General features: G+C 47.6%; 16 protein-coding genes. 4 read left to right on the forward strand and 12 right to left on the reverse strand.

What is annotated here, in order from left to right; translation table 11 throughout:
* Window position 1 precedes the first annotated feature (1 nt).
* From LZG72_RS22145 to LZG72_RS22185, 9 genes are all read right to left on the reverse strand, one after another.
* On the reverse strand, window positions 2–1,693 hold the full coding sequence (locus LZG72_RS22145; protein WP_233877230.1) for a glycerol-3-phosphate dehydrogenase/oxidase: 1,692 nt from the start codon (window positions 1,691–1,693) through the stop codon (window positions 2–4).
* Entirely contained in the window at window positions 1,690–3,528 is a 1,839-nt protein-coding gene (locus LZG72_RS22150) for a right-handed parallel beta-helix repeat-containing protein (protein WP_233877232.1), read from the reverse strand. Before LZG72_RS22150 ends, LZG72_RS22145 begins: the two co-directional genes overlap by 4 nt.
* Before the next feature lie 21 nt (window positions 3,529–3,549).
* Window positions 3,550–5,106, reverse strand: a complete 1,557-nt coding sequence (locus LZG72_RS22155; RefSeq protein WP_233877234.1) for an SLC5 family protein — start codon at window positions 5,104–5,106, stop codon at window positions 3,550–3,552.
* Between the two features lie 12 nt (window positions 5,107–5,118).
* Complete coding sequence (locus LZG72_RS22160) at window positions 5,119–6,576, reverse strand: FAD-dependent oxidoreductase (protein ID WP_233877236.1); 1,458 nt, start codon at window positions 6,574–6,576, stop codon at window positions 5,119–5,121.
* Window positions 6,577–6,582: 6 nt separating this feature from the next.
* Complete coding sequence (locus LZG72_RS22165) at window positions 6,583–7,314, reverse strand: SDR family oxidoreductase (RefSeq protein WP_233877238.1); 732 nt, start codon at window positions 7,312–7,314, stop codon at window positions 6,583–6,585.
* 56 nt (window positions 7,315–7,370) lie between these two features.
* Complete coding sequence (locus tag LZG72_RS22170) at window positions 7,371–8,846, reverse strand: RagB/SusD family nutrient uptake outer membrane protein (RefSeq protein WP_233877240.1); 1,476 nt, start codon at window positions 8,844–8,846, stop codon at window positions 7,371–7,373.
* A 29-nt stretch (window positions 8,847–8,875) separates the two neighbouring features.
* Window positions 8,876–12,025, reverse strand: a complete 3,150-nt coding sequence (locus tag LZG72_RS22175; protein WP_233877242.1) for a TonB-dependent receptor — start codon at window positions 12,023–12,025, stop codon at window positions 8,876–8,878.
* A gap of 246 nt (window positions 12,026–12,271) precedes the next feature.
* Window positions 12,272–13,078: an IclR family transcriptional regulator gene (locus tag LZG72_RS22180; RefSeq protein ID WP_233877244.1), complete on the reverse strand. Its 807-nt coding sequence runs from the start codon at window positions 13,076–13,078 to the stop codon at window positions 12,272–12,274.
* 254 nt (window positions 13,079–13,332) lie between these two features.
* On the reverse strand, window positions 13,333–15,729 hold the full coding sequence (locus tag LZG72_RS22185; protein WP_233877246.1) for an ABC transporter permease: 2,397 nt from the start codon (window positions 15,727–15,729) through the stop codon (window positions 13,333–13,335).
* Between the two features lie 865 nt (window positions 15,730–16,594).
* Between LZG72_RS22185 and LZG72_RS22190 the strand changes: the two genes are divergently transcribed.
* From LZG72_RS22190 to LZG72_RS22205, 4 genes are read left to right on the forward strand one after another with little or no spacing between them, the layout of a single operon-like run.
* Complete coding sequence (locus LZG72_RS22190) at window positions 16,595–17,485, forward strand: diiron oxygenase (protein WP_233877248.1); 891 nt, start codon at window positions 16,595–16,597, stop codon at window positions 17,483–17,485.
* Window positions 17,482–18,471 carry a 3-oxoacyl-ACP synthase III family protein gene (locus LZG72_RS22195; protein ID WP_233877250.1) on the forward strand — a complete coding sequence of 330 codons (990 nt, stop codon included), beginning with the start codon at window positions 17,482–17,484 and terminating at the stop codon, window positions 18,469–18,471. Before LZG72_RS22190 ends, LZG72_RS22195 begins: the two co-directional genes overlap by 4 nt.
* A gap of 1 nt (window position 18,472) precedes the next feature.
* On the forward strand, window positions 18,473–20,002 hold the full coding sequence (locus tag LZG72_RS22200) for a class I adenylate-forming enzyme family protein (RefSeq protein ID WP_233877252.1): 1,530 nt from the start codon (window positions 18,473–18,475) through the stop codon (window positions 20,000–20,002).
* Window positions 19,999–20,964 carry an NAD(P)-dependent oxidoreductase gene (locus LZG72_RS22205; RefSeq protein WP_255701094.1) on the forward strand — a complete coding sequence of 322 codons (966 nt, stop codon included), beginning with the start codon at window positions 19,999–20,001 and terminating at the stop codon, window positions 20,962–20,964. The genes LZG72_RS22200 and LZG72_RS22205 overlap by 4 nt, the downstream gene beginning before the upstream one ends.
* On the opposite strand, the gene LZG72_RS22210 is transcribed toward LZG72_RS22205, so the two are convergent.
* Genes LZG72_RS22210 through LZG72_RS22220 form a run of 3 tightly spaced genes read right to left on the reverse strand, consistent with a single transcriptional unit; the run spans window position 20,961 to window position 23,810 of the window.
* Window positions 20,961–21,767: an alpha/beta hydrolase family protein gene (locus tag LZG72_RS22210; RefSeq protein WP_233877254.1), complete on the reverse strand. Its 807-nt coding sequence runs from the start codon at window positions 21,765–21,767 to the stop codon at window positions 20,961–20,963. The genes LZG72_RS22205 and LZG72_RS22210 overlap by 4 nt on opposite strands.
* Window positions 21,768–21,776: 9 nt before the next feature.
* Entirely contained in the window at window positions 21,777–22,895 is a 1,119-nt protein-coding gene (locus LZG72_RS22215; protein ID WP_233877256.1) for a Zn-dependent alcohol dehydrogenase, read from the reverse strand.
* Between the two features lie 27 nt (window positions 22,896–22,922).
* The gene (locus LZG72_RS22220) at window positions 22,923–23,810 is read right to left on the reverse strand and encodes a phytanoyl-CoA dioxygenase family protein (RefSeq protein WP_233877258.1); all 888 of its coding nucleotides are present in this window, start codon (window positions 23,808–23,810) and stop codon (window positions 22,923–22,925) included.
* Window positions 23,811–23,825 lie beyond the last annotated feature (15 nt).

Genomic DNA, 23,825 nt, shown 5'->3' on the forward strand with positions numbered 1-23,825 from the left:
ATTAAAGGTTAACTCCGTGTTTTTTATTTAAAATCCCTAAGGTTCTTTCGATTTCGCCGTCTGGATTTCCAGCCAGTCCGGGTTTTGATTGCATTAATATTTCACCCAATTCTTGAAGCAAAGCCCGGGACAATTCGCCCCGTAAACCCAATGAAGTACGCCGTAAAACAAGGTCGTCCAGGTGCTCAACAAACTCATTTTCAATAAGGTATTGCATTTCACCAGTACTGTATTGCGGGTGATTTCTCAAAGGCTTGTTATCCGGTTGAAGAAGATAAGAGATGACATGATCGGCATTTGTTCCGTATCGTTCCAGCAATTGTTCCAGGCGGCCAGCCGACAATGCAGGCCGTAGCCGTTCTCTGATCCATTTCTCCCTTTCCTCAGGCTGAGCCGGAAAGTCCCTGCCTCCGCCGATGACTTCATCTTCCGAAGAAGCTTTTGTTTCCAGGTTCAAAAACTTCGCGATCTCTTCCGTTGTATGCGATGCAAAAGCACGAAAAGTGGTCCATTTGCCTCCGATCATAGAATATACCGGAAATTTCTGCCGCTCCGTGGCGGGTAAGATAGGAAGACTATGGTCCCGGCTGATCTGCGCCGTAATATCAGCGCCGCTGTGAGGCAAAGGCCGCACGCCCGAAAACCGGAAAACGATCTCCGAAGGGTCTATTTTAATGTCGGGAAAAACCTGCCGGATCGATTCGAGCATATAAGCTACTTCTGCGTCCGTGCACACGGCCTCCTCGGGGTTGGTTATTTTAATATCTGTCGAACCCACCAGCACATTTCCATGCAAAGGAAAAAGGATGCAGATCCGGCCCTCCGAATTTTCGTAATACAACATTTGTCCCTGCGTCGCCTTCATGAGCTCCGCATTGTTGATCATCAAATGAGAACCCTTCGTGCCGCCGATAAAAGTGCTTTTGGCTTGTAAAGATGCATTCGTAAAATCGATCCACGCGCCGGTTGCATTGACGACGACATCCGGCCGAATGGTTAAAGTGCCGCCGGTAAGTTCACTTTTCAAATAAACCTCGCCAGTTTCCGCATTGCTCCCCGCCAGTGAACAATAATTCAGTAGCCCCGAACCTGCATTGGAAGCCAATGCATCCTGGCACAATTCAAGGCAAAGGCGCTCGGGATAAGAGATCCAAGCATCGTAATACATGGCGGTACAGACGATGGCGGGGTTCAGTGCCGGCCTGAATTGCAGTGCGGTTTTTTTATCCTGAAAACGGTGCGTTGGCATGACGCGCTGTTTTCGGGTGTAGAAATCATAGGCGCTCAACCCGATTTTCACCAGGAATCCGCCCCGGTTCACCGATTTCCCTTTGAATCCCAAAAACACCGGTATCGCATTCAACAACCCCGAAAACCATTGGAAAATCGGGATAACGGTCGGCAGCGGCTTCACGTAATGCGGCGCGTTTTTCAATAACAGGTTGCGCTCTTTCAAACTTTCTTTCACCAGTCGTACTTCCCTGTTTTCCAGATACCTAAGCCCGCCATGGATCATCCTCGAAGGTGCAGAACTCGCCCCGGCCGCAATGTCCGATTTGTCAATCAGCAATGCGTCGATCCCGTTGAGCGCCAGTTCACGGAAAAGTCCAGCCCCATTGATGCCCGCACCCACAATGAGCACCGGAACCCTGGGATTATCCCGGAACCGTTGTATCGTTTCGCTTCTTGTCATTTTTGTTTGATCGTTTTAATCGGTTCCGCAGTTCCTGATTTACTTTGCAAACCGAACAATGCAGGATTTTCAGGTTTGACCGGGCTTACATGAATGCGCTTGCTGTGCGGATTGGTAGGATTTACCTCTATTTTGAAATGCGCATCCCCGCCATTATCGTGGATCTGCATACTGGCTACATTGTTCTTATGCAGGTGAATGGATGAAGTACTTTTGTCGGAATTCCGCAGATCATGAATGTAGTTGCGGGCAAGTTCCATCTTAGCCCCGCCTTCGTCGATGTAGATCCCGTTTGCCTGCAGATATCCCCCGCCGATCTCATAAACCCAGTTATCATTCACCTTGGTACCGGGCTGACTTCCAACCAGATAAATACCCGAGCCGTCGGACAAATACTTCATCCCGTTCCTTACTTCATTCCATTCAATGATATTGCTATGGCAGTTGGTGCTGACCATATTGGTCTCGTCACTCCAGTACCAGCCTACGCTCATTCCCGAGTAGGGAAAATCCTCGATCAGGTTATGGTCGATCTGATTATGGTGAGAATAACCGACCCAAATGCCCACCGAGCCTTTGTCGGTAGTGGAGAAGTTTCTCAAATGGTTATTGCGGATCAGGTTATGATGCGATACCTCCTGCGGATCAGTAAAATCCTTGTGCAGCGGGTGCCCCTCGCCCACATAACTGGCCCGGTACCCGACCTGTATCACATTACTCCCCACATCTTCAAACCGGTTTTCGACGATTTGGTTCTGAAAGCAGCCCAACCCAAGCGTAATCGCGCCTTCGCCCAATCCTACAAACTTACAGTCGCTGATAATACTATTATGCGTCCATTCCAGCATCAGCGCTGCGTCTGGTGCGTATACCGGCTTGCCTTTTTCGGTACCCCAAAAACCTGCCTGTATCCCTTTCCGCTCGGCTACGCCCATTTCCCATCGCGTTCCTGTAAATGTGATACCCTGAATAAAGATGATGCCCATTGTTGCTCCCCGCTTTCCGGTAACCTGCACAAGCTGCTCAGCTACTGGGTATTCGATTCGCTTTGTGGCAGGATTGGTCTTACTGAAAAGGAAAAGCTCCTTTGTTTGTTTGTCGAGAAACCATTCATTTTCCGCATCCACGAAACGCAATGCGTTTTCAAAATGCGCACGGTCGCGGGTGTTGATCATGGTGGAACTGCATTCCGGACCGGGATATTGATTGGTGAGCACCGACTGGGTTTTAATATTAAATTCCTTGATAGATTGGCGCACATAATGCCAGACACCCGTGATGTGCAACTCGGCGGTTTTGATTTTTCCAAAATCTTCCGGGATCTTTCCTGCAAATACAAGCCGGTTGGATTTCAGGAGTACCGAATCCGGTTCCAGCCATTTTCCATCATTGGGATACCGTCCTCTGACAGCTCTTTTTTTATTGATAAAAAGCTGGGTAAAATCATCTGACACCATTGTTTTCCAGAGATTATCGCCTGCTTTTTGCCAGCTGCTTTCTATTTTTTTATTGCCTGATAAAATGGGTTCTTCTCCTTTGTAAGCTTCAATCAAAAGGCTGCTCTCGGGATCCAGTTTCAGCGACTCGTCTACTTTGATCGGACTTGCTATCGGATAAGATCCACCTCTTAATACAATCCGGTAAACTGCCGGAGCACTTTTTGGCTGTGACTTTAAAACTTCCAATGCTTTTCCAACCGTTTTAAATGGTTTCGCAAGTGTTCCGGGGTTCTGGTCATTTCCGGACGGGGCAATGTACCAGGTCGTTTGTGCGCAGATTATCGCATTAAGAAACAGGAGAAACCCAAACAGCATAATATAAAAGCACTTATTCATATTTTCAGGATTTAGGAACAGTCAATTGAAATAAATATACAGGCTCACCATGATCACCGCCAGCACCGACCAGCCCCATCGCAACGAAGGTGAGAGTTCGTGCGCCTTATATTCTTTCCGGCTGAAAACAGGACGCTCCGCCCCGTCGGTATCCGGAAACAGATAGGAGAATCCGATCAGCAGCACGCTCATTGCTACAAAGAGATAAAAGGAGATCAGGAAAAAATTCGGGTAAAATCCTTTGCTGGGATATTGCGACAGGTATAAGATGCTGATAATCACGCAGGGAATGTTACCAATGATCAATGTATAGAATGCGGCTTTCGAAGAGATCCTTTTCCAGAAAACACCCCAGATAAACACCGCTACCAGCGAGGGGCACAGGAATGAGAAGATCGCATTGATTTTTTCGAATAAATTAAAACCTTCGACCCGGTCCAATCCTACTGCAATGAGCATGGACAAGCCAGCCAGCCCGGCAATCACCCACCGGCTCATGCCAATGGAAGGCGGCGCAGACGATCTGCGGAAATTGGGAAGGATATCCAATGTAAAAACCGCGCTGCCGGAATTGAACATCGCCGTAACCGTCCCTACCAGCGCCGCAATCAAAACGGCGATGGCAAGTCCGATCAGTCCGTGTGGCAGGTATTTGTAAATCATCATCAGAAAAGCATCGTCGGGCTTTTCCAGGTCGGGCATCACTACCCTGGCGATAATGCCGGGAAGTATAAACAGCAACGGCACAAGGAGTTTCAGATAACTCAAAAACAATACGCCTTTTCTGCCCTCATTTAAACTTTTGCTTCCCAAGGTCGTCTGAACAATATTCTGATTGGCGCACCAGTACCAGATCGACATAATGGGATACCCGACAATGATCGCCTGCCAGGGATAATCCGGGTCATCAGACGGCCGGAGCAGTTTCCAGTAATTGGCATGGAGCGCCGTTTCGAAAACACTCCAATCCTTGATCTGGGTTAACGCCAGAAAACCGATGACGCTGCAAACCAGGATCATAACAATGGACTGAAATGAGTCGGTTAATGCGACGGCTTTTAAACCGCCGGTAATGGTAAAGCTTACCGAAAAGAGCGTAAGCATGATCACGCATTGCCAGACGGGCAGTGAAACCAGCTTGCTAACCAGCATGGACCCCGCATACACGACCGAACCCGCGCCAATGGAAATTTGCAAAAATACAATCCAGGAAAGCGCTTTCCGGCACGATTCGTTGTAACGCCGCAGCATAAATTGAGGCATGGTCTGGATGTCGTGTTTTAAATAATAAGGCAAAAAAACGACACTCAGAAGGATCAGGTACAGCCATGCAAACCACTGGAAATTGCAGGCGATCATCCCATAAGAATAGCTTAATCCGCAGGCGCTGATAATGTTAAGCGGACTAATGTTGGTACCAAAAATCGATAACCCGATCGTCGGCCAGTTCAGCGACCTTCCGGCTAAAAACAAGTCGCTGCTCTTCTTTTGCTGATTGGTAAAGCTCACCCACAAACCCAAACCGAGCAGGGCAAGCATATAAACCAGGATGACCGTAATATCAATGGTACTCATCATGCGATACTTTTTTTACTCCATTTCAAGATAAGCTTCCAATTCTGCCGGAGCAGGATATTCCAGCTGCACGTGGTGGGCAACCAGCGAAGCGCTCAGATCCGCATAACCTACATTCGGGAAATCGACGGAATCCCGCAAAGCAATGTAAGCCGCTGTTCCGGCCGCCTGCCCAAGTTGCATCATCGTCCGCGAAAGCCGGCAACTCGATGCCGCCAGCGAACTGAAACCTGCCGCCCGGGAGGCAATTAGTAAGTTCGAAAAACCTTTCGGGACAAGGCAGGGATAGGGAACCCCGTAAGGCATATCCAGCTCCGCACAGCCCGCACGTCCGGTACTTTTTCCGTGGGTATCCAGCGCGTGGTCGGCAATGGTTACGATTGGCTCACCAAGTTGTTGGACAAGGCCACCCCGGATATCTTGCTCTGTTAAAATCTGCTGCGTTACTACCCGATGCCCTTCCCGGACGCCCAATGCAGGCGCCATCCACAACAGTTTGTAATCAGCATAAGGGGCATAGGTTGATTTTAGATGCCGAAAATGGGCGAGAACCCGTCGCTTGCATTCTTCATAAGATGCCTGATAATCAGCATACTGCACAAAATCCACACCTTCCATGGTCGGCAACATATTTACATTCAGATCACCATTTGGATACTGAACAATGCTTGCTACCGGATAACTTTCCGCCCACCAGCAAGGCACGTTACTTTCCAATTCCTGATCCAAACTATTTGCCTCATCTTTTTCTCTAAGCCCGATCCGGTAGATCAGCGAAACGCCATTAATCCTTGAACTGGCATTTTCCGGCGCGCCGGGTTCGTTAAAAACATCGTTTGCTTCCTGCCCGAACATGGTTTCACAGCCAAGGTACCTGCACAAATGACCGGAATCCGTGGCATCGATAAACAAAGGTGCCGAAACCGTTTCCCCATTGCTGAGCGTAACCGATGCTACCACACCATTGCTGCTTTCGACGGCTTGGAATGCGGTATTTTTCAGAACAGTAACATTCCCGGTTTCGAGCAGCATTTCTTCTACAACCTGCTGGTAAATGGCGGGTTCAAATGGAACACCGTGCCAATATTCTCTTACAAAAGCTTCGTTCAAAATGCCGGTTTCTGAGCCGTGCCTGAGCAGGGTATCCCGGTATTTTTTAGAAGGGTCCAGTAACAACTCGGCACCAGGATGTAATGGGCTTTCACCGCTTTGCAGCTGCCATTTCCGGTGTTTTGCGAAACTATAAATGCCGACTGCCTTATCTTTTTGTTTCAGCCTTTTATAAATGTCAAACGGAATACCGGTCCCGCCTACGCCCATTTCCCAGACGGACACGCCGCTTTGGGCCGCATTCCCGCCCAGGTAATTCTGCTTTTCCAGCAGGAGCACCCGCAAGCCCAGACGCCCAGCAGCCAGTGCGGCACCAATTCCTCCGCTGCCTCCACCCACCACAATCAGATCGTATGCTTTCATAAAAAACTAGTAAGCCTGGATTTCCTGCACCAGCGGCAAAAGGCGAAGTTCAGGGATCACAAGATGCGCGGGTAATGTACATACATCCACTACAATGTTGCCGATTTCGATCGGTTGAATGGATTTTGACGCGATGTCTTCGGAAAAAGCGTCCAGCTTCGCGGCAGTATTGAAATCGGTAGCGCCCCAGGAAGGCACGAGGGAAGTTACCCGCACGCCAAACGGCCGCATTTCAACATACAAATGTTTGGTCAGCTGATCCAATCCTGCTTTTGCTGCGCCATAAACGCCCCATCCTCCCCAGGCCTGCACCGAGCAAATGGACGAAATATTGATAATGGTACCGCTGCTCTGCGCACGCATGATTGCTGCAGCCCGCATGCAGCCGAAAATGGCACCGGTGAGGTTGAGTGCAATCACTTCTTCGACTATTTCGTCACGCTGGTCGGCAATTTCGAGGATTTCTCCTCCCCCGCCTGCATTGTTTACTAAGATGTCCAGCCTGTTTTCAGCATCCTTGATCTGTGCGAAAACGCGGTCCCAATCTTCCTTTTTAGTCACGTCGGCGACGATGGGCACGGCGCCGATCTGCGCACCGACTGCCTTTAATTTTTCTCCCGAACGTGCCGTGATATAAACTTTCGCACCCGCCCGGACCAGCGCTTCCGCTATTCCCACGCCGTAACCTGTTGACGCGCCCGTTACCAGTGCAACTTTTCCATTCAATCTTAATTCCATTTGCGTTTTTTTCTAGTGTAATAATTGCTTCGGTATATATTTTTTTAAAAAACAGACTATTGGGGATAACCCGGATTCTGGGTCAATGCAGGATTGGCCTGGATTTCAAGAAAAGGTATCGGGAAAAGCAAATGCCGCTCCTCCGCGTTTTTACCACTATTTTTGAGCACCTCCATGTAAGTACCCGTCCTGAGCAGGTCCCAGCGCCGCTCTCCTTCAAAGGCCAGTTCCATTCTCCGCTCATCGAGCACCGCCGCTTTGAAAGTGGCTTTCGTTAGTCCGGCCAGGTCCGGCAAAGCGGCCAGTTCGGCCGGCTCGGGAGTTCCGTTTGCATTGGCATCCCGGGCGCGCTGCCTTACTTTGTTGATTGCTACATAAGCTGCTGCCGTGGGTCCATTCAGCTCGTTTTCTGCTTCGGCAAAAATGAGCAGCACATCCGCGTACCGGAGCACGATCCAGTTTGCATCGCCGCCGGTTGCCTTCCCGAAATTCGGATCCCAGTACTTCATAATGGCCGGCCCGGCCTGCGCCTTGCCTTTGGCGGTGATTTCGGGGTAATAGATGCTGGGGAATGAATCCACCATGGTAATTCTTTTGCGGTAATGATCGGGTACGGAACTGTAAAAACCTCGCTCAGCCGCCACAGCCGATCCCGAGATCGCACCGTTGAGCAGGATATTCGGATTGCGGGAAGCGAAAGAAGAAGAATTCACACTGGTCACACCCTGCACATTTCCGCTTTTAAATTGAACGGAGAAGATATGTTCGGCACTATTTTCTTTGGTTACCTCAAAAACACTTTTGAAATCGGGCAGCAGGCTGTAAGTAGCGCTGCTGATCACAAGCTGCGCCGTTTCGCGTGCTTTTTGCCAGTTCTGACGGGTTAAGTATACTTTTGCCAGCAGCGCCTGTGCGGCTCCCTTTGTAGCTCTGCCTGTCTGGGCGGCTGCATAGTTTTTTGGTAAAACAGCCTCTGCCTCAGTCAGGTCTTTTTCGATCAGTTGGTAAATCTCATCCTTTGAAGTGCGTGGAAGCAGGTTATTGGATTCATCCACCGTAGGTTCCGTAATGAGCGGCACATCCCCGAACGAACGGACGAGATTGAAATAATACAATGCCCTCAGAAACTTGGCTTCCCCCAGATACTGGTTTTTTAATGCCTCGTCCATGGTAATGGCCGGGATGGATTTCAATGCGGCATTGGAAAAGTTAATCCCCCGGTACATCACTGTCCAGACATCGCGGAAGGTAGGATCGGTCGGTACAAATTCCAGCACATCCAGCCCGCCCGTCAGCTCGCCCCGGTTTGCCGTTTCGGTAGATACATCCCCGACATACCAGACATTATTGCTGTAATAGCCCCCCAGATTGGAATAAATGGCATTGATCCCGGCCTGGGCATCGGCCGGTGTCTTATAAAAATTTTCACTGCTAATCTCAGAATAAGGCTGCTCGTCGAGAAAACTTTCACAGGAGAAAAAGCAACCCGAAATAGCTATTGAAAAGATCAGTATATGTTTCAAACGTTTCATGATCGTAGTATTTTAAAAGAATATGGGTATTAAAAACCAAGCTGAAGACCGACGCGGTAAGTCCTGGCAAGCGGGTAGTTATTGAGGTCAATGCCACGTATCGGACTGAACCCGGAATATTTAGTGAGCATCACCAGGTTTTCACCGGCAACATAAACGCGCAACTTGTTGAACGCTTTAAGCTTTGCCAGCGGAATGTTGTAGGCCAGGGTCACATTGCGCAGACTCACAAAGGAACCGTCTTCAATGTAGTTGGAACTTACCCGGTTCGGAAACCCGCCATTCCTGCCGTCGGGGCGATCGATTTTGGCGATGGTATTGCTGGTTCCCGGCCCGGTCCACGCATTTCTGTAAACATCCAATCCGTTTTTACCATTTACCTGCGTGGTAAGGTCGATCAGGTTCAGGTTTAGAATGTCATTTCCTTGTACGCCGTTCACAAACAGGCTCAGCTCCAATCCTTTGTAAGTCAAAAGGCTGTTTACTCCGAATTCATAATCCGGATTTGGATCGCCTACAACGGTTTCGTCCAGGCCTTCTTCAAAAACGCCGTTTCCATCTACGTCGCGGTAATTTTCAAAGCCCGGGCCTGAGTTCAGGTTTTTAGCCATGTGGCCTGCGTTGTAATCTTCCTGTGTTTGCCAGAGACCGTCGAATATATTTCCCCAGAAAACCCCGAGCGGTTCACCCTTTTTGACAATGGTGGCTGCACCGCCGTTATTCCTAAGTAAGTAGCTGCTCACCACCGGGCCGAAAAACCGGTCGGCGTCGGCCAGACGCAGGACTTTGTTGCGGTTGAAGGAAATGTTTCCGGACAGATCCCATTTAACGGCTTTGTCAAGCACTTTCCAGCTGGCCCCCAGTTCCAGTCCTTTGTTCCGTACGCTTCCGATGTTCATCAAAGCAGATGTAAAGCCACCCTGCCTTGGAATGGCCACGTTAAAAAGTAAGTCTTTGGTTACCTTATAGTAATAATCTGCTACAATGGTCAGACGGTTTCCAAAAAGGCTGATATCAATCCCTGCGTCCACCTGATCCGTACTTTCCCATTTCATGTCCTGGTTCACGATGGAGCCGGGCGCAATGCTCGTCACGAAACTGCTTCCGAAATTGTACTGACTGGTCTGTCCATACGTCTGCACATTGCGGTATAACGGGATGTCCTGGTTACCGGTACGGCCGTAGCTGGTCCGTAATTTCAGGTCGGTAATCCAGTTGTTGTCTTTCAGGAAATCCTCCTGACTAACCCGCCAGGCGAGTGCCATGGAAGGAAAAAATCCAAAACGGTGGTTGCTCCCAAAGCGGCTGGAACCGTCGTAACGCGCCGAAGCGGTGACCAGGTACTTGCTCTGATAATCGTAATTGACTCTCCCCAGAAAAGATACGAGCGACCAGCGTGAAGTATTGGAAGATGGAAATTGCGGTGCGGAACCCAGACCAATGTTGTCGTAACCGGTAATGTTGGTAAAGAAGCCCTGGGAAGAAGTGGAGAAACTTTCCGCTTTTTCGCGCTGCACGGTAAACCCGGCAAGTGCGCTGAAATGATGGTCTTCGCCCAATGAAGTGGTGTAATTCAGGGTATTTTCATTGACCCAGTTCAAAATCTGATTCGTTCCCATGGAGGCCTCCCCACCCGTACCTCTTGAAATCACAAAATCCGACGGGATAAATGTGTTGAGCCGGACATTGGAAATATCCGCACCCAGGGTCACCTTGGCTGTAAGGCCTTTGGCCAGGTTGTATTGCGCATAAAAGTTGCTCAGTATCCGGTTATTGGTTTTCCGGTACTTCATTCTTTCTGCCACTTCTACGGGGTTTTGTGTGCTGGGTGTTGCGTAAATGCCTGTGGTAGTCCAGACTTTGTCCTGCGACGAATAGGTACCGTCCGGATTGCGCACCGGGAGCGTGGGTACCATTGCAAGAGCGGCGTAAATTACACTGGGTTCGTCCTGACTGGTGTTGGTATGTGGAATTGCATTGTCCTGAATGTAACTCGCGATAATGGAGGTACCTATCTTAAACCGCTCGCTTGCATTGTGCTCTAAATTCAGCGACAACGAGCCTTTCCTGAACCTGGAATTGATCACAATACCCTGCTGGTCAAAGTAGTTACCTGACAACGAAAACCGGGTTTTCTCATTTCCTCCACTGATGGAAAGGTTATGGTTCTGGATCGGTGCGGTGCGGAAGATGGCATCCTGCCAGTCTGTTCCTTCGTCCATTTGGGCGATCTGCTCGGGTGTATAGGCCCGGGAAATCAAGCTTCCTTTTCGGAATACGGCCCAGAATTCCCTGTCCAACCGTGCCCAATCCGGCGCATTGAGCATTGGCAGCTTGCGAAGGACCTGCTGAGCCCCGTAATACATATCGTAGTTGATCTGCGTTTTTCCGGCCTTGCCTTTTTTGGTTGTCACAATCACTACGCCATTGGCACCCCTCGCTCCGTAGATCGCCGTGGCTGACGCATCTTTCAAAACCGTCATCGACTCGATGTCATCCGGATTAATAAATGCCAGCGGACTGGTTCCCTGGTTTTGTCCAAAATTACTTCCGGCACCCACATTACCGGTACTGGAACCGGTATTGATCGGAAAACCGTCGATCACATATAATGGATCATTGCCATATTGAATGGAATTGCTGCCGCGAATTCTTACAGTTAGATTGGCGCCCGGGGCTCCGCTTACCTGCGAAACCTGCACGCCCGCTACCCGGCCCTGGAGGCCTTCCTGCAATGTGGCGACCGGCAATTGTTTGATCTCATCATTGCTCACCAACGCAACCGAGCCCGTCAGATCGGATTTTTTCTGAATACCATAACCAACTACGATTACTTCATTCAGCGATTTCCTATCCACTGCAAGCTTGATGTCGATCACCGTCCGGTTTCCTACGGAGGCTTGCTGTTTTTCGTAACCTACAAAACTGAAAACCAAGACGGCGTTACCATCGGGTACACTGATCTCGTAGTTTCCGTCAGCATTGGTACTTGTGCCTTGTGTGCTGCCCTCGATAATAACATTTACGCCTGGCAGCGGATCGCTGGTCTCCGCATCCAGGACCTGACCTTTAACAACCTGCAATGCAACTTCCGTTGAAGATGCAAGTGCCTGTTTAGCCGAAATTGCAACCAGACCTGCAGATAGGATCAGGAAAAAAAGTTGAAGAAATTTCCTCATACAATTCTAAATTTAGTTTTCTATTCCAAATATAGAACAGTAAGAGTAGAAGACAAGAGGAGTATTGAATTTTTTTATCAAAAAATAAAAATATAACACGAATAGATCCTTGATCGATGATCTCGGGTCCAGAAAACCCCTGAACGTTCAACAGTTGAGATTTCCAAAAAAATAATCAGACGCTTGCCGGGTGTAACGGGCATGCGCCTGATTATTATAATGATGCGTTGTGTAGTCCTAGGTGTATCAGGCTACGTAGTAACCGAGCCTTTGAGAGATTCGTTGGGCATGTTCCTTTATCACATTACCTGTGTGTTCAAAGGAGTCGGCAGGTAAACGGTCGGCAGGGCCCGTGATCCAGATTGCTGCAATCGGGTAGCCATTTCTGTCGAAAACCGGGGCGCCGACGCAATGCATTCCGTCTACTTCCTCGCCCAGATCAATGGAGAAACCTTTTTCTTTTACGACGTCCAGCACATTGTTGAAATCCGCCAGCGTAACAATCGTGCGGTTGGTGAACCTTCGAAATTCGAGCTCTGCGCAGATCTGGTTTCGGGTAGCCTCCGGCAAGAAAGCCATCATTGCTTTGCTCGGAGCAGCAGTATGCATCCAGAACCGGGTGCCGATATCCACCCAGAATTTGAAAGAGTGCAGTCCGGGTATCTGTTCCAAAACAATGCCTTCCCGGTTGAGCAGCACGCCCATCAAAACGGTTTCTTTCACTTCATCCCTCAATTCCCTTAATATGTCGAGCGATTTTTCAACCAAATTCTGATCACTTACGGCAGCGTATCCAAGCGAAAGTAATTTCCCGGAAACAGTAAATGCCTTAGAACTTTCGTCCCGGTTGAGGTAACCGAAATTGAGCAGGGTAGTCGCGATCCGGAACGTACTATTTTTAGGAAATTGTAATTTGTTACTGATCTCCGTGATGCCCAGGCCCGTTGGAAACTGAACAAGGAGTTCCAGCAGCTGCAAAGCCCTTTCCAGGTTCGGTACATGGTATTTTGACCCTTCTGAACTTTCAATTTCTTCAATAGCCTGCTCATTCATGGAGTAACATTTATTTCTTGGGACGTGGTAATGCCGTTGATCGATCCGTAAATATAAGTTTCCAAAATGATTTTCAACAAACCGTACCGTTATTGCGGACTATGAAGCAATATCGATTAGTTAAGCAATCTATTTCAACTTCCATAGTTGCTATGCTACATAACGTATGCAATTAACGAAGAGACTGACCATTTTTCATTTTAACCACGGAATTAGCGTACTCCAATCAATTACTATCATCCGTATACAATTAATTACTCACTTTTTAAACTCTTCACAGGGTCCAGCAGCGCTGCCTTAATTGCCTGGTAACTCACAGTAAGCATGGTAATCAGCATTGCACCCGATGCCGCAGCGGCGAAAACCCACCACGACATTTCGGTACGGTATTCGTATTTTAAAAGCCAGGCACTCAGGAAATAATAGGCAACAGGTGCCGAAATCACGCAGGATAAAATCACCAGTTTCACAAAATCGCCAGAGAGTAATGCCCAGAGATTTGCCACGGACGCTCCCAATACTTTCCGGACCCCTATTTCCTTGGTGCGCTGCTCAGCCGTAAAGGAAGCTAACCCGAATAATCCGAGGCAACTGATTAAAACAGCCAGGATTGCAAATGCGGCTGCAAGCCTGGCAATGCGTTCTTCCGTTGCAAATTTGAGTGCATATTGCTGATCGGTGAACTTATAATCAAAAGGGCTTCCGGGGTTGAAGTTCCTGAAAACGGTCCCGACTTTTGCCAGTGAACTGGTGGCCGATTGGTGCGGGTTCAGCTTGATGTTAATGACATTGGCCCAGTTGTAGTCGAGCATGAATACCGTAGGATAAACCGGCTCAAAGGGCGAACCCATTACCATATCCTTAATTACGCCTACCACGGTAAATGGCTTCCCCTGCCACTTCATGATCTTACCGACGATTTCAGAGGGATGTTTCAGGCCCATGTATTTCACAGCCTTTTCATTAAGCACCATTCCCGATGAGTCCGTGGCAAATTCTCTCGACAAATCGCGTCCCTCAATAAATTCCCAGCCGACGGTTTTACCAAAATCATGGCTCACTGCAATCGTTCCGAAGTTTTCCTTGAAATTCGGATCCTTTCCTTCCCAGTCAAATCCGCCATTGGAAGAGTTCATATCCGTTGTCGGCGTTGACGAAGTGGACATATTTACTACCGCGCCGGTTTTGAGCAAATCACTTCTTAATGCATTGTAATGCCCATACAGTTCGGGCGTATTCATGTTAACGGTAATCAGCCCGCTACGATCATAACCAATAGGCCGGTTTTTGGCATGCTGGATTTGCTTGAAAACAATAATGGTCCCAATGATAAGGGTAACCGAAACGGTGAATTGCAACACGACAAGCACCTTGCGTGGAACTGCGGCATAACGGCCTACATTGATGATTCCTTTCAAAACTTTTACGGGCTGAAAAGACGAGAGGTAAATGGCAGGATATATCCCGGAGAAAATGCCGGTTATCAGCGTAAATGCAACCCCTGACAACCAAAACCAGGCATTATCGAACGGAAAAGCTATTTTTTTGTCTGCTACCTCATTGAAAAAAGGCAAAATGACGATGACCAGCAATATGGAAAGCACGAAAGCCAGGGCCACAACCATCAGTGATTCTGTAAAAAACTGGTTGATGAGCTGCGTGCGGTACGATCCGACCGCTTTGCGAATGCCTACTTCCTTGGCACGTTTCTCCGAGCGGGCCGTACTCAGGTTCATGAAGTTAATGGACGCGAGAAGCAGCACAAAGACTCCGATGATGCCAAACAGCCACACGTACTGGATCCGTCCGTCGAGGTTCCCGGCTTTGTCCCAGCCACTATACAAATGCCATTTTTGCATGGGTTGGAGGAAGATCTCGGGTTTATAAAATGCTGCCTCGGGAGCATGTTCCAGCTTTAAATTCCGGATCTTTTCTGAAACCGTTTCAACGTTTGAGTTGGGACTGATCTGTACCAGTGTCTGCCACGAATTGTTATTCCATTCATCGTTTTCAACGGCCGTTTTTACCCAATTTTGCGTCGCAACATACAAACTCCATGGCGCGATAAATGAAAGATCCCTGAACTCGGTGTTATTAGGAAGATCCTCGTAAACACCTGTAACCCTGAGGTTCATGCGATTATCCAGCTTCACGATCTTGTCCATCGGATTCTCTGTCCCGAACAATGCCTGCGCAACAGACGCTGACAACATAATGGAATTCTGATCTTTAAGCCCGGCTCGTGTGCCTTGTTTCATGTTCAGAGAAAACATGTGAGGTGCTTCGGCGCTCAGGTAATTGCCCTTTCTGGTAAATTTCCTGTCGCCGTAAGCCAGGATATGCTCACTGTTCCAGGACGACATGATGACGTATTCAAAATCGTCCGCAAACTTTAAACCAAGCTCTTTTCCCATCGGCGCAGGCATGTACTCGCCGTAAAAGATCTCATTATTAAAAGCACCTTTCTGCATGACCTTGGCAATGCGATCATAATTCTTGTGGTACCTGTCGAAAGCAAATTCATCGTGAATCCACAACCCGATCAGCATTGCCACAGCCATCCCCAGACCCAGGCCACCAATGTTTATGGCCGAATAACCTCTATTTTTAGTAAGGTTCCTGAACGCGATTTTTAGATAATTTTTTAGCATATCAATACCGGATAAAGGATGAGAAGAATGGCCATTGTCCCATTGGCTGGCTTCATGTGTTCGCCTGATATATCTGGGTTTGAAAATCCCAGCACTTCCCACCAGTAGTCGCGGCGGGCTTTTTTAGGCCGGCAATTTGTTTTTAAAACTTCTACTTTTGCTGATTAAAATGTCGAGCCAGAAATGCAAAGGGATAACAACACATTGATTGAGTGATATTTAGATTTACTATACTTCTAGGTTAATGTCCGATACCGGACATTTGAATGTTCGCTAAATCATTTTTCATTTTAACCACGGTATTAGCGTACTCCAATCATTTACTATCATCCGTATACACTCTAATTACAACTGGCTAATTTACAACTGGTTAAAATAGTCATCTGGGAATCGGTTCGACACTTGTTCGGCTCTGGGTACAAAGTCCCTTCAACGCAAAAGTTGAGGGGACTTTTTGTTTTTATCGCCAAAAAACTCTGGAATTACAGCCTGTTAATGGTCTCAAAAAAAAGACCACCTTGGAATTAACTAATGTAAGTGTTTGGAAATTTCCGTTCGACGGGTGAAGCAGAAGGTACGGGGCGAGGTCGTGAAACGGTAAGTTTAGAAAAAGCAAAAAGCAGATTTTCTTAAAAAGCACTTCTAAAACCTGTCCCTTCCAAAACATTTTGCGGAATATGGGACTTCATCAATGGATGTTGGTTCATTTTAGTAATAAATTATTGACCGGGCTGCGATTGTCTGAAATTCAATTTTAAACAAGTGTAGTTTGATTGTAAGTTAGAACATGAATGAAATTGATAATGGCCCCCGCATTAAGGTTAATCATAAAAAGCGGGTGAATAAACTGATAAACATGAACGAGATGGATTCTGTCACCTTTGAAGGGCATGTTGAGCGCATGATTCAACTTAGCAAAGAGAAACCTTTACTGCCGGAAACCTATATTCCTTGGGAGGACGAGCCGGATCAGGACACGTTGTTTATGCCTGAAAAGCTGGTTTCCCTTGAAGGACATACCTTGTGGAACACGCTTTCCAGAGCACAGCAAATTGAAATAGGCAAGCTGGAAGTGGTGCAGGTCATGTATTCTTATGCCTGGTCCGAAACTCTTGCCTGTTATTTTTTCAACCGTCACCTCCTGACTTTAAATCCGGATTCCGTTGAATACCGCTTTTTAATCCGGGAAATCATAGAAGAATTCAGGCATCAGGAGATGTTTGGAATGGCGATCCGCAAACTCGACCGAAAGCCGGTAATGCCAACCCGGCTGCATCAATTTCTTGGAAATTTCACAGTCAAATGGCTTCCGTCCTCACTGGTTTTTATGTCTGTATTGTCCATTGAATTAATGGCCGATATCTATGCAAAACACATCAGAAAGGACGAAAAGGTATATTCCGTGATGCGGAAATCGTCGGAACTGCATCACATTGAGGAAGGCAGACATATTTTTTACACGGAGACCTGGCTAAAAAAGTTTACGCAAAACGCCGGTTTTTTTAAGGCCAGCTCATATAGCATTATGGTCATGCTGAATGTCTACTTCATGCGCACTCTTTACGTACAAAAGACATTTTTTGAGCAGATCGGTGTGAGCGATCCGAAGTTATATTATCGGGAAGCATTGAAAAATTATAACATCAAATTTGTGGAACACGCACTGGGGGCGACTGTTGAGTTTGTAAAAGGTTTCAACGGCTTTAACTGGCTGACAAAACCTTTATGGAATTGGGTCTTAAATGTGAAGCCATGAAAAAGGCATCAATCAAATATGTGTCGGCCTATTTACCTGAAAATGTGGTATATAACCAGCAAATTGAGGACAAGATCAGGTTCGAAGGCAAAAAAATAGATCAGGGTTTTTTAGAAAAGCTTTTCGGGAGCCGTACCCGCAGGATTGCTTCGGATGATATGCAGGTGAGTGACCTGGCCAGCCAGGCCGCACAGTCGGTTATTAATGCAAACAGAGATACTGTGATTGATCTTTTGATCTTTGCCGCAGCCTCCTCCGACCTTATTGAGCCTGCGACAGCCAACATTATTCAAGGCAAACTTGGACTCACGTGCCCGGTTATGGACATCAAAAATGCCTGCAACAGTTTTGTGTCTGCCATTCAAGTTTCGTCTGCGTTTATAGAGGCAGGTATGTACGAAAATATCCTGGTCGTTTGCGGGGAAAAACTGGGTGAGGTAGTCAATTACTCGCCACAGACCAGTGAGGAATTAAGAAAGTGTATTTCCGGATATAGCCTGGGAGATGCAGGGGCTGCCATGCTATTGGGTAAAAACGGCAGTGAAATTGTGTATCAAAAATTCAGGTCCTGGGGTGAATACTGGCAGCTTTGCACGGTGGAAGGCGGCGGTTCAATGGCTTACCGTGACTATGATAAATATTATTTCCAAAGTGATTCCAGAGGATTAAAGAAGATATTTGAAGATGAGGGCCCGAAATTCGTGAATGAATGTCTGAATGAGTCAGGTTGGAGGCGTGGCGATATAGATTGCGTGGTATCTCATCAGATTTCTTCGACCACCACCGATCAGATCGCAAGATATAGTGGTATTCCGGCGTCCAGGTTTGTTAATACATTTGGCAAATATGGAAACACGGCTGCCGCAACCATTCCACTGGCGTTAAATGAAGCCATTGAGGCAGGAAAATTAACGAAAGGCGATAAATTAATGCTTCTGGGTCTTGGAGCGGGAGTAAGTTTATCAGTTCAATTAGTGGAATGGTAATATGACACATTATACCAATTATTTTGTAGAAGCATTAAGGAATCGCATTGAGTCCGACATTATACTGTATGAGGGAGGCAAGTCGATCACAGCCGGATTATTGCTGAACTCTGCTTATTCGCTGGCAACCGCATTACACGACAGCGGCGTGAACAAAGGTGATAAAGTGGTGATGGCCGTAAAGCCGGGGATTGAGTTTTTGCAGGTGATGTATGCCAACATGATGGTAGGAACGATCATTTCCATCATAGATCCTGAAATGGGTCGTGAAAATTATTTGCAGAAATTAAAACAATTCGCTCCCGATCACGCATTTGTCGATAGCAAGCTGATCCTGCTGAATGAGCATCCCGTGCTCAAATTTGCAGTGCTGAGACTGAATAAAACGGTTCCGTCCTTTCCGAGAATCAAAAACTGTCAGCTATTTACCACAGGTACCTGGCTGCCATTGTTTCAAAAACATAAGAAGGTTGCCCGATTGATCAAAGGACAAGCCCCTACCCCAGATTTTACACCTATCGAGGAAAAAAGTGATTTTTTGATTACATATACGAGTGGAACGTTAAGTGAGCCGAAAGGAGTTGTTCACCACTATTCTGGCTTGTCCAACAGCATTAAACATCTGACAAAATTACTTCTTGACAACAAGGATGAGATACTGGCGACGCATTTGCCACATTATGCACTTTTGGGAATCAATGCCGGGATTAAGGTTTACCTGTGGGACAATAAAATGGATCCTGCGTCAAAAATTCGCTTTATCATTGAGCGGAATATCACTACTTTGTTTGGTCCGCCCAGCGATTTTATACCCATCATTAATTACCTGAATCAAAAGGCGTCTAAATTTCCGGATTGTGTCAGAAATATTTATCTAGGCTCTGCACCGATATATAATCCATTTCTGTCGAAACTCGTCCATTTATCTGATACATTGAAAATTACCTGCATGTATGGCATGACCGAGAATTTGCTGGTTACCATCCAGGACGGGCGCCGGAAGCTGGCAGATACGACGGAGGGTGATTTGGTAGGCAAGCCATTACCAAACGTACAGTTATCCATTGCAGACGACGGTGAAATTTGTATCCAATCGGATCAGATTTATTCGCATTACTGGCAGATGGAAAAGACACAGGATCTTCATTTTACCGGTGATATAGGCAAAATCGACGATCTTGGGCGGCTTATCCTTTTGGGTCGAAAAAAATACATGATGATTCGGGGCAACTTCAACATTTACCCAGGTCTTTACGAGCCTACGATACATAAGATAGATGGGGTCAAAGAGGCTGTTATGGTCGGGATTTATAATGATGAAAAGGCCGATGAAGACATTATTCTCGTGATCGATGGCGAAGAAAAGCTAAATGAAACTATGGTTATGAAGCAGCTCATTACTGGCAAATATTCCATTGATAAAGAAGCACTGCCCGACAGGATCATTTTTAGGCCCATACCGCATTCCGGCAGACAAGCAAAAATAGATCGGAAGCAGCTGGTGCAACAATTGACTGCTGAAAACCGATGAAGATTCTCGTTACAGGAGCATCCGGATTTATTGGAGGCAATCTTGTTGAAATGCTAGCAGCTGACGGGCGCAGTGAAATTTGGGCAACCGGAAGGTCATTTACCAATAAATTTGACCCGTATATTAATGTAACATATTTTCAACAGGATTTGAGCGCAGACATTCCCGATCAAGATTGTGATGTTTGCATTCACTGTGCAGGCTTGGCCGACGACAAGGCCTCCAAAGAACAATTCGACAATCACAATGTAAAGGCAACCGAAAATCTTTTACGTGCTGTTCGCCATTGTAACTTACTGATTTTCATATCGTCGGCATCCGTTTATGATTTTGCTGACGGAACAGTGAAATTTGAACAGGATGCTCACATGAATAACCACCTTTCTTTATATGGGCAGAGCAAGTTGCTGGCCGAAGAGGTGGTTCGAGCATCCGGGATTAATTCTGTGTACATTTTAAGGCCCAGGGCTGTTTACGGTCGCGGTGACCGGGTGTTGCTTCCCCGAATCCTTGGATTAGTTAGAAACGGAAAGATGATTTTACCCCGCAAGCTAAGTTCAAGAGCCAGTATGACGCACATAGGAAATCTTAGTGAAATGGTTGTGAAATGTTTCGCCCAGTCAGCCCCGGGGACGCATATTTTTAATGTGGCTGATAAAATCACCTATGATTTAAAGAGTGTATTTGGCGAAATTTTGAAGCAAAAATCAGGGAGTAAGGCATTTGTTTTCATTCCGATGCCGATCGTTGCGTTTTTTGTTTTTGTTGGATCCTACCTTGGTGTTGGGGGAAGGCTAAGCAAGCAAGCTTTGAAATATGTTACAGAGGATTCGGTGATCAGTGTGGAGAAAGCTGAAAAATTACTCGGTTATGCAGGTCAACACGAGTTTTTCAGCAGTATGGGTGAGTTGGATATTCCTCAGACTCGTTCTCGCATTCGGAGCGGGATAACTCACTATTAAGCCGGAAGCTGCGCGACAAAAAACCGGATACTCTCGATCACATGCTTTTCCCAGTAGCTCCATTCGTGTCCGCCCGAATGCTCAGCATACTCATGCGGGATACCAAACTTTTCCATTTCCCGGTGCAGGGCCCGGTTATGTTCGATCAACTGATCGGAGGTGCCGCAGTCGAAACGTATAGGTGGCAGGTTCTCACGATACCGGATAAATGTGCTCAGCACATCTTCATCGACCTGATCTTCCTGGCGGTAGTTGTCCAGGCTTTCTACCACGAACAGCTCCATTTGTTCCAGCCTGGTAATGGAAGAATGTGCCGCAATGCCGCTGAAACGATTCCCGTATTTGGCCCCGATCCGGAGTGCACCGAAACCACCCATCGACAAGCCACCCAGAAAAAACGGTGAGTCGTTATCCACCCCTACGATTTTTTCCGCCAGCACATCACACACATCCTCAGCGATCCATTTCTCAAAATCACATTGGTGGTGAGGAAGATACGCCGAACCGTCTCCCCAAAGCCCATCGGAAGGCATGGCGATGATCACGGGTGGGATCTCTCCGCCTTTAATCATTCCCATAGCGCGGATATGGACGCCCGTACCATAAGCCCAGGACCAGGCGCTTCCATATACCCCATGCAGCAAAATAATGACGGGCACCGATTGTGCATCCCCGAGATCGGGCGGAGCAAACACGCAAATATCGCCCCTCCCTTTCAAATGCGGGCTTTTTACTGTGATGAACCTTAAATGGTCTTTTTCAAATCTGGGGTCGGAAATCTCTGCGGTTCTGAATCGGGACATACAAATAGATTATTCAAAAACAATCACTCCTTTGGCATTTCTGCCGTTTAACAAATCATCAAAGGCTTGCCCCAGCCCGGAAAGCGGGTAAGTCCGGGTTACCATTTCTTCGAGCAGCATTGCACCGTTTTCATAGTGTGCAACGATTTGGGGAAAATCAATTTGCGGGCGGCATTTTCCGTATAATGGGTTGATGTAGATCTTATCCCATTCAAAAAGATTCATATCGATGGTAATTTCCTGCTCGATACCGCTTACCTGTACCGCAGTGCCTGCATTCCGCACCATGGCCAGCGGCGCCGCACCCAGCTCCGGAATGGCGGTACACTCAAAAGCGTAGTCCGCGCCCCTGCCATTGCAAAGTGCTTTTACACGTTTTGCAGCCCGCATGAGGCCTTTGTCCTCTCTATCTGCCAGAATTGTATGGGTCGCTCCGAAAGCTACTGCTGCTTCCAGCCTTTGCGGATTCACGTCAACTGCGATGATCACCGATGCTCCCGCAACTTTTGCACCCTGAATCACATTGAGCCCTACACCTCCTGTACCCAATACGGCAACAGAGGAACCGGGTTTTACCTTTGCTGCATTTACCACCGAACCATATCCCGTCATGACCCCGCAGCTGATGATACTCGCAGCCGGAAAGGACATACTCGCGGAAGGATTTTTGACAACAGCCAGGGCTTTTACCAGGACATATTCAGACAAGGTGCCCAGATTAAATGAGCGTTCGATCGGCTGACCGTTCCAGGTGGTACCTGCGAGATGGGCATGTCCGGGCGTGTATCCGTTTCCTCCTGCAACTACCGGAGAATTGATCTCGCAGATATGTTCATTCCCTTCCAGGCACTGAAAACAATGGCCGCAGGGAGTGGCCCAGTTCATGATCACGTGATCGCCGGCGGCAACGCCAGTTACATCCTTCCCGGTTTTATGAACGATCCCGGCGCCCTCGTGCCCCATCACAATCGGCTTCCCCCAGCTTAATGAATCAAAGTCGGTATGGCACAGCCCGGCCGCTTTCATTTTTACGATCACTTCATCGTCGTCCGGTTCCTGGATTTCAATTTCTTCAATGTTGAAATTTCCAAGGCCATCTGCCACGGCCGCTTTACAATGTATAAACATAGGACAGCTTTTTTTGAATGTTAGATTTTAGTGATCGCCGGAATACAATAAGGGAAAAAACCGGCCCTGCATCTTTTCTCCTTTGGCAATGACCGGCACTCCCGCCAGTAATTCGTCATTGGTATCCGATATGGTCCCGTCTTTGAAGACGTTCAGCACAAAAGCTCTCCTGGATCGCTCGGATCTGTTTTCATAGGAGCCATGCACCATGAGCGGATGATGGAATGTCGCATATCCCCGTTTCATTTCTATCGGTACCGGCTTAAATTCCGCTTTCTGCTCTTCGGTCAGGAAATCCATCAGGCCGTCCATCTCACCAGCAATTTCAGGCTTTTCAAGCAGCCCCCAGTTATGGCTTCCCGGTACGTAATACAGGCAGCCGTTTTCTACACTTGCATCGTCCAGCCCTGTCCAGCAGGTAAGATGTGCCATATCCACCGTGCGCGTCCAGTACGAATAATCCTGGTGCCAGGCCACCACGCCGCCATGTTTGGCAGGCTTGCAAAACAGCTGGTCATGCCAGAACCGGATGGGGCTGTTGCCCAGCAACTGGCTCGCTGCCATCACAAATGCCGGGTTCCATAATACATCATGAAAGCCCCTGGTAACCCGCCAGGCACCCAGCGCGTGTAATAATACCGCATTGGGATCGGCAGATTCGTTGGAATGAAACTCATAAAAAAGTTCGTGTCCCGGATATCCTGGCTCCGTACTCACGGCCAGCTCCTCGTTGAGGATATCCACCTGCCACGGTTCCAGGAGTTTGATGTTGGAAAGGTAGCCGTTTTCATTAAAGAAGCGGACCTGTTGCTCAGAAAGTTTGTACTGGTCCCATTCCTGTGCCGTAGCAGGTTGTTTAAAAAGATCGGATATCATTTCGTGATACCGCGACAGATCATTGGCTTGTACGTTCATTATTCTATAATTGGA

The sequence above is a fragment of the Dyadobacter sp. CY323 genome (assembly GCF_021390245.1).
GTDB lineage: Bacteria > Bacteroidota > Bacteroidia > Cytophagales > Spirosomataceae > Dyadobacter.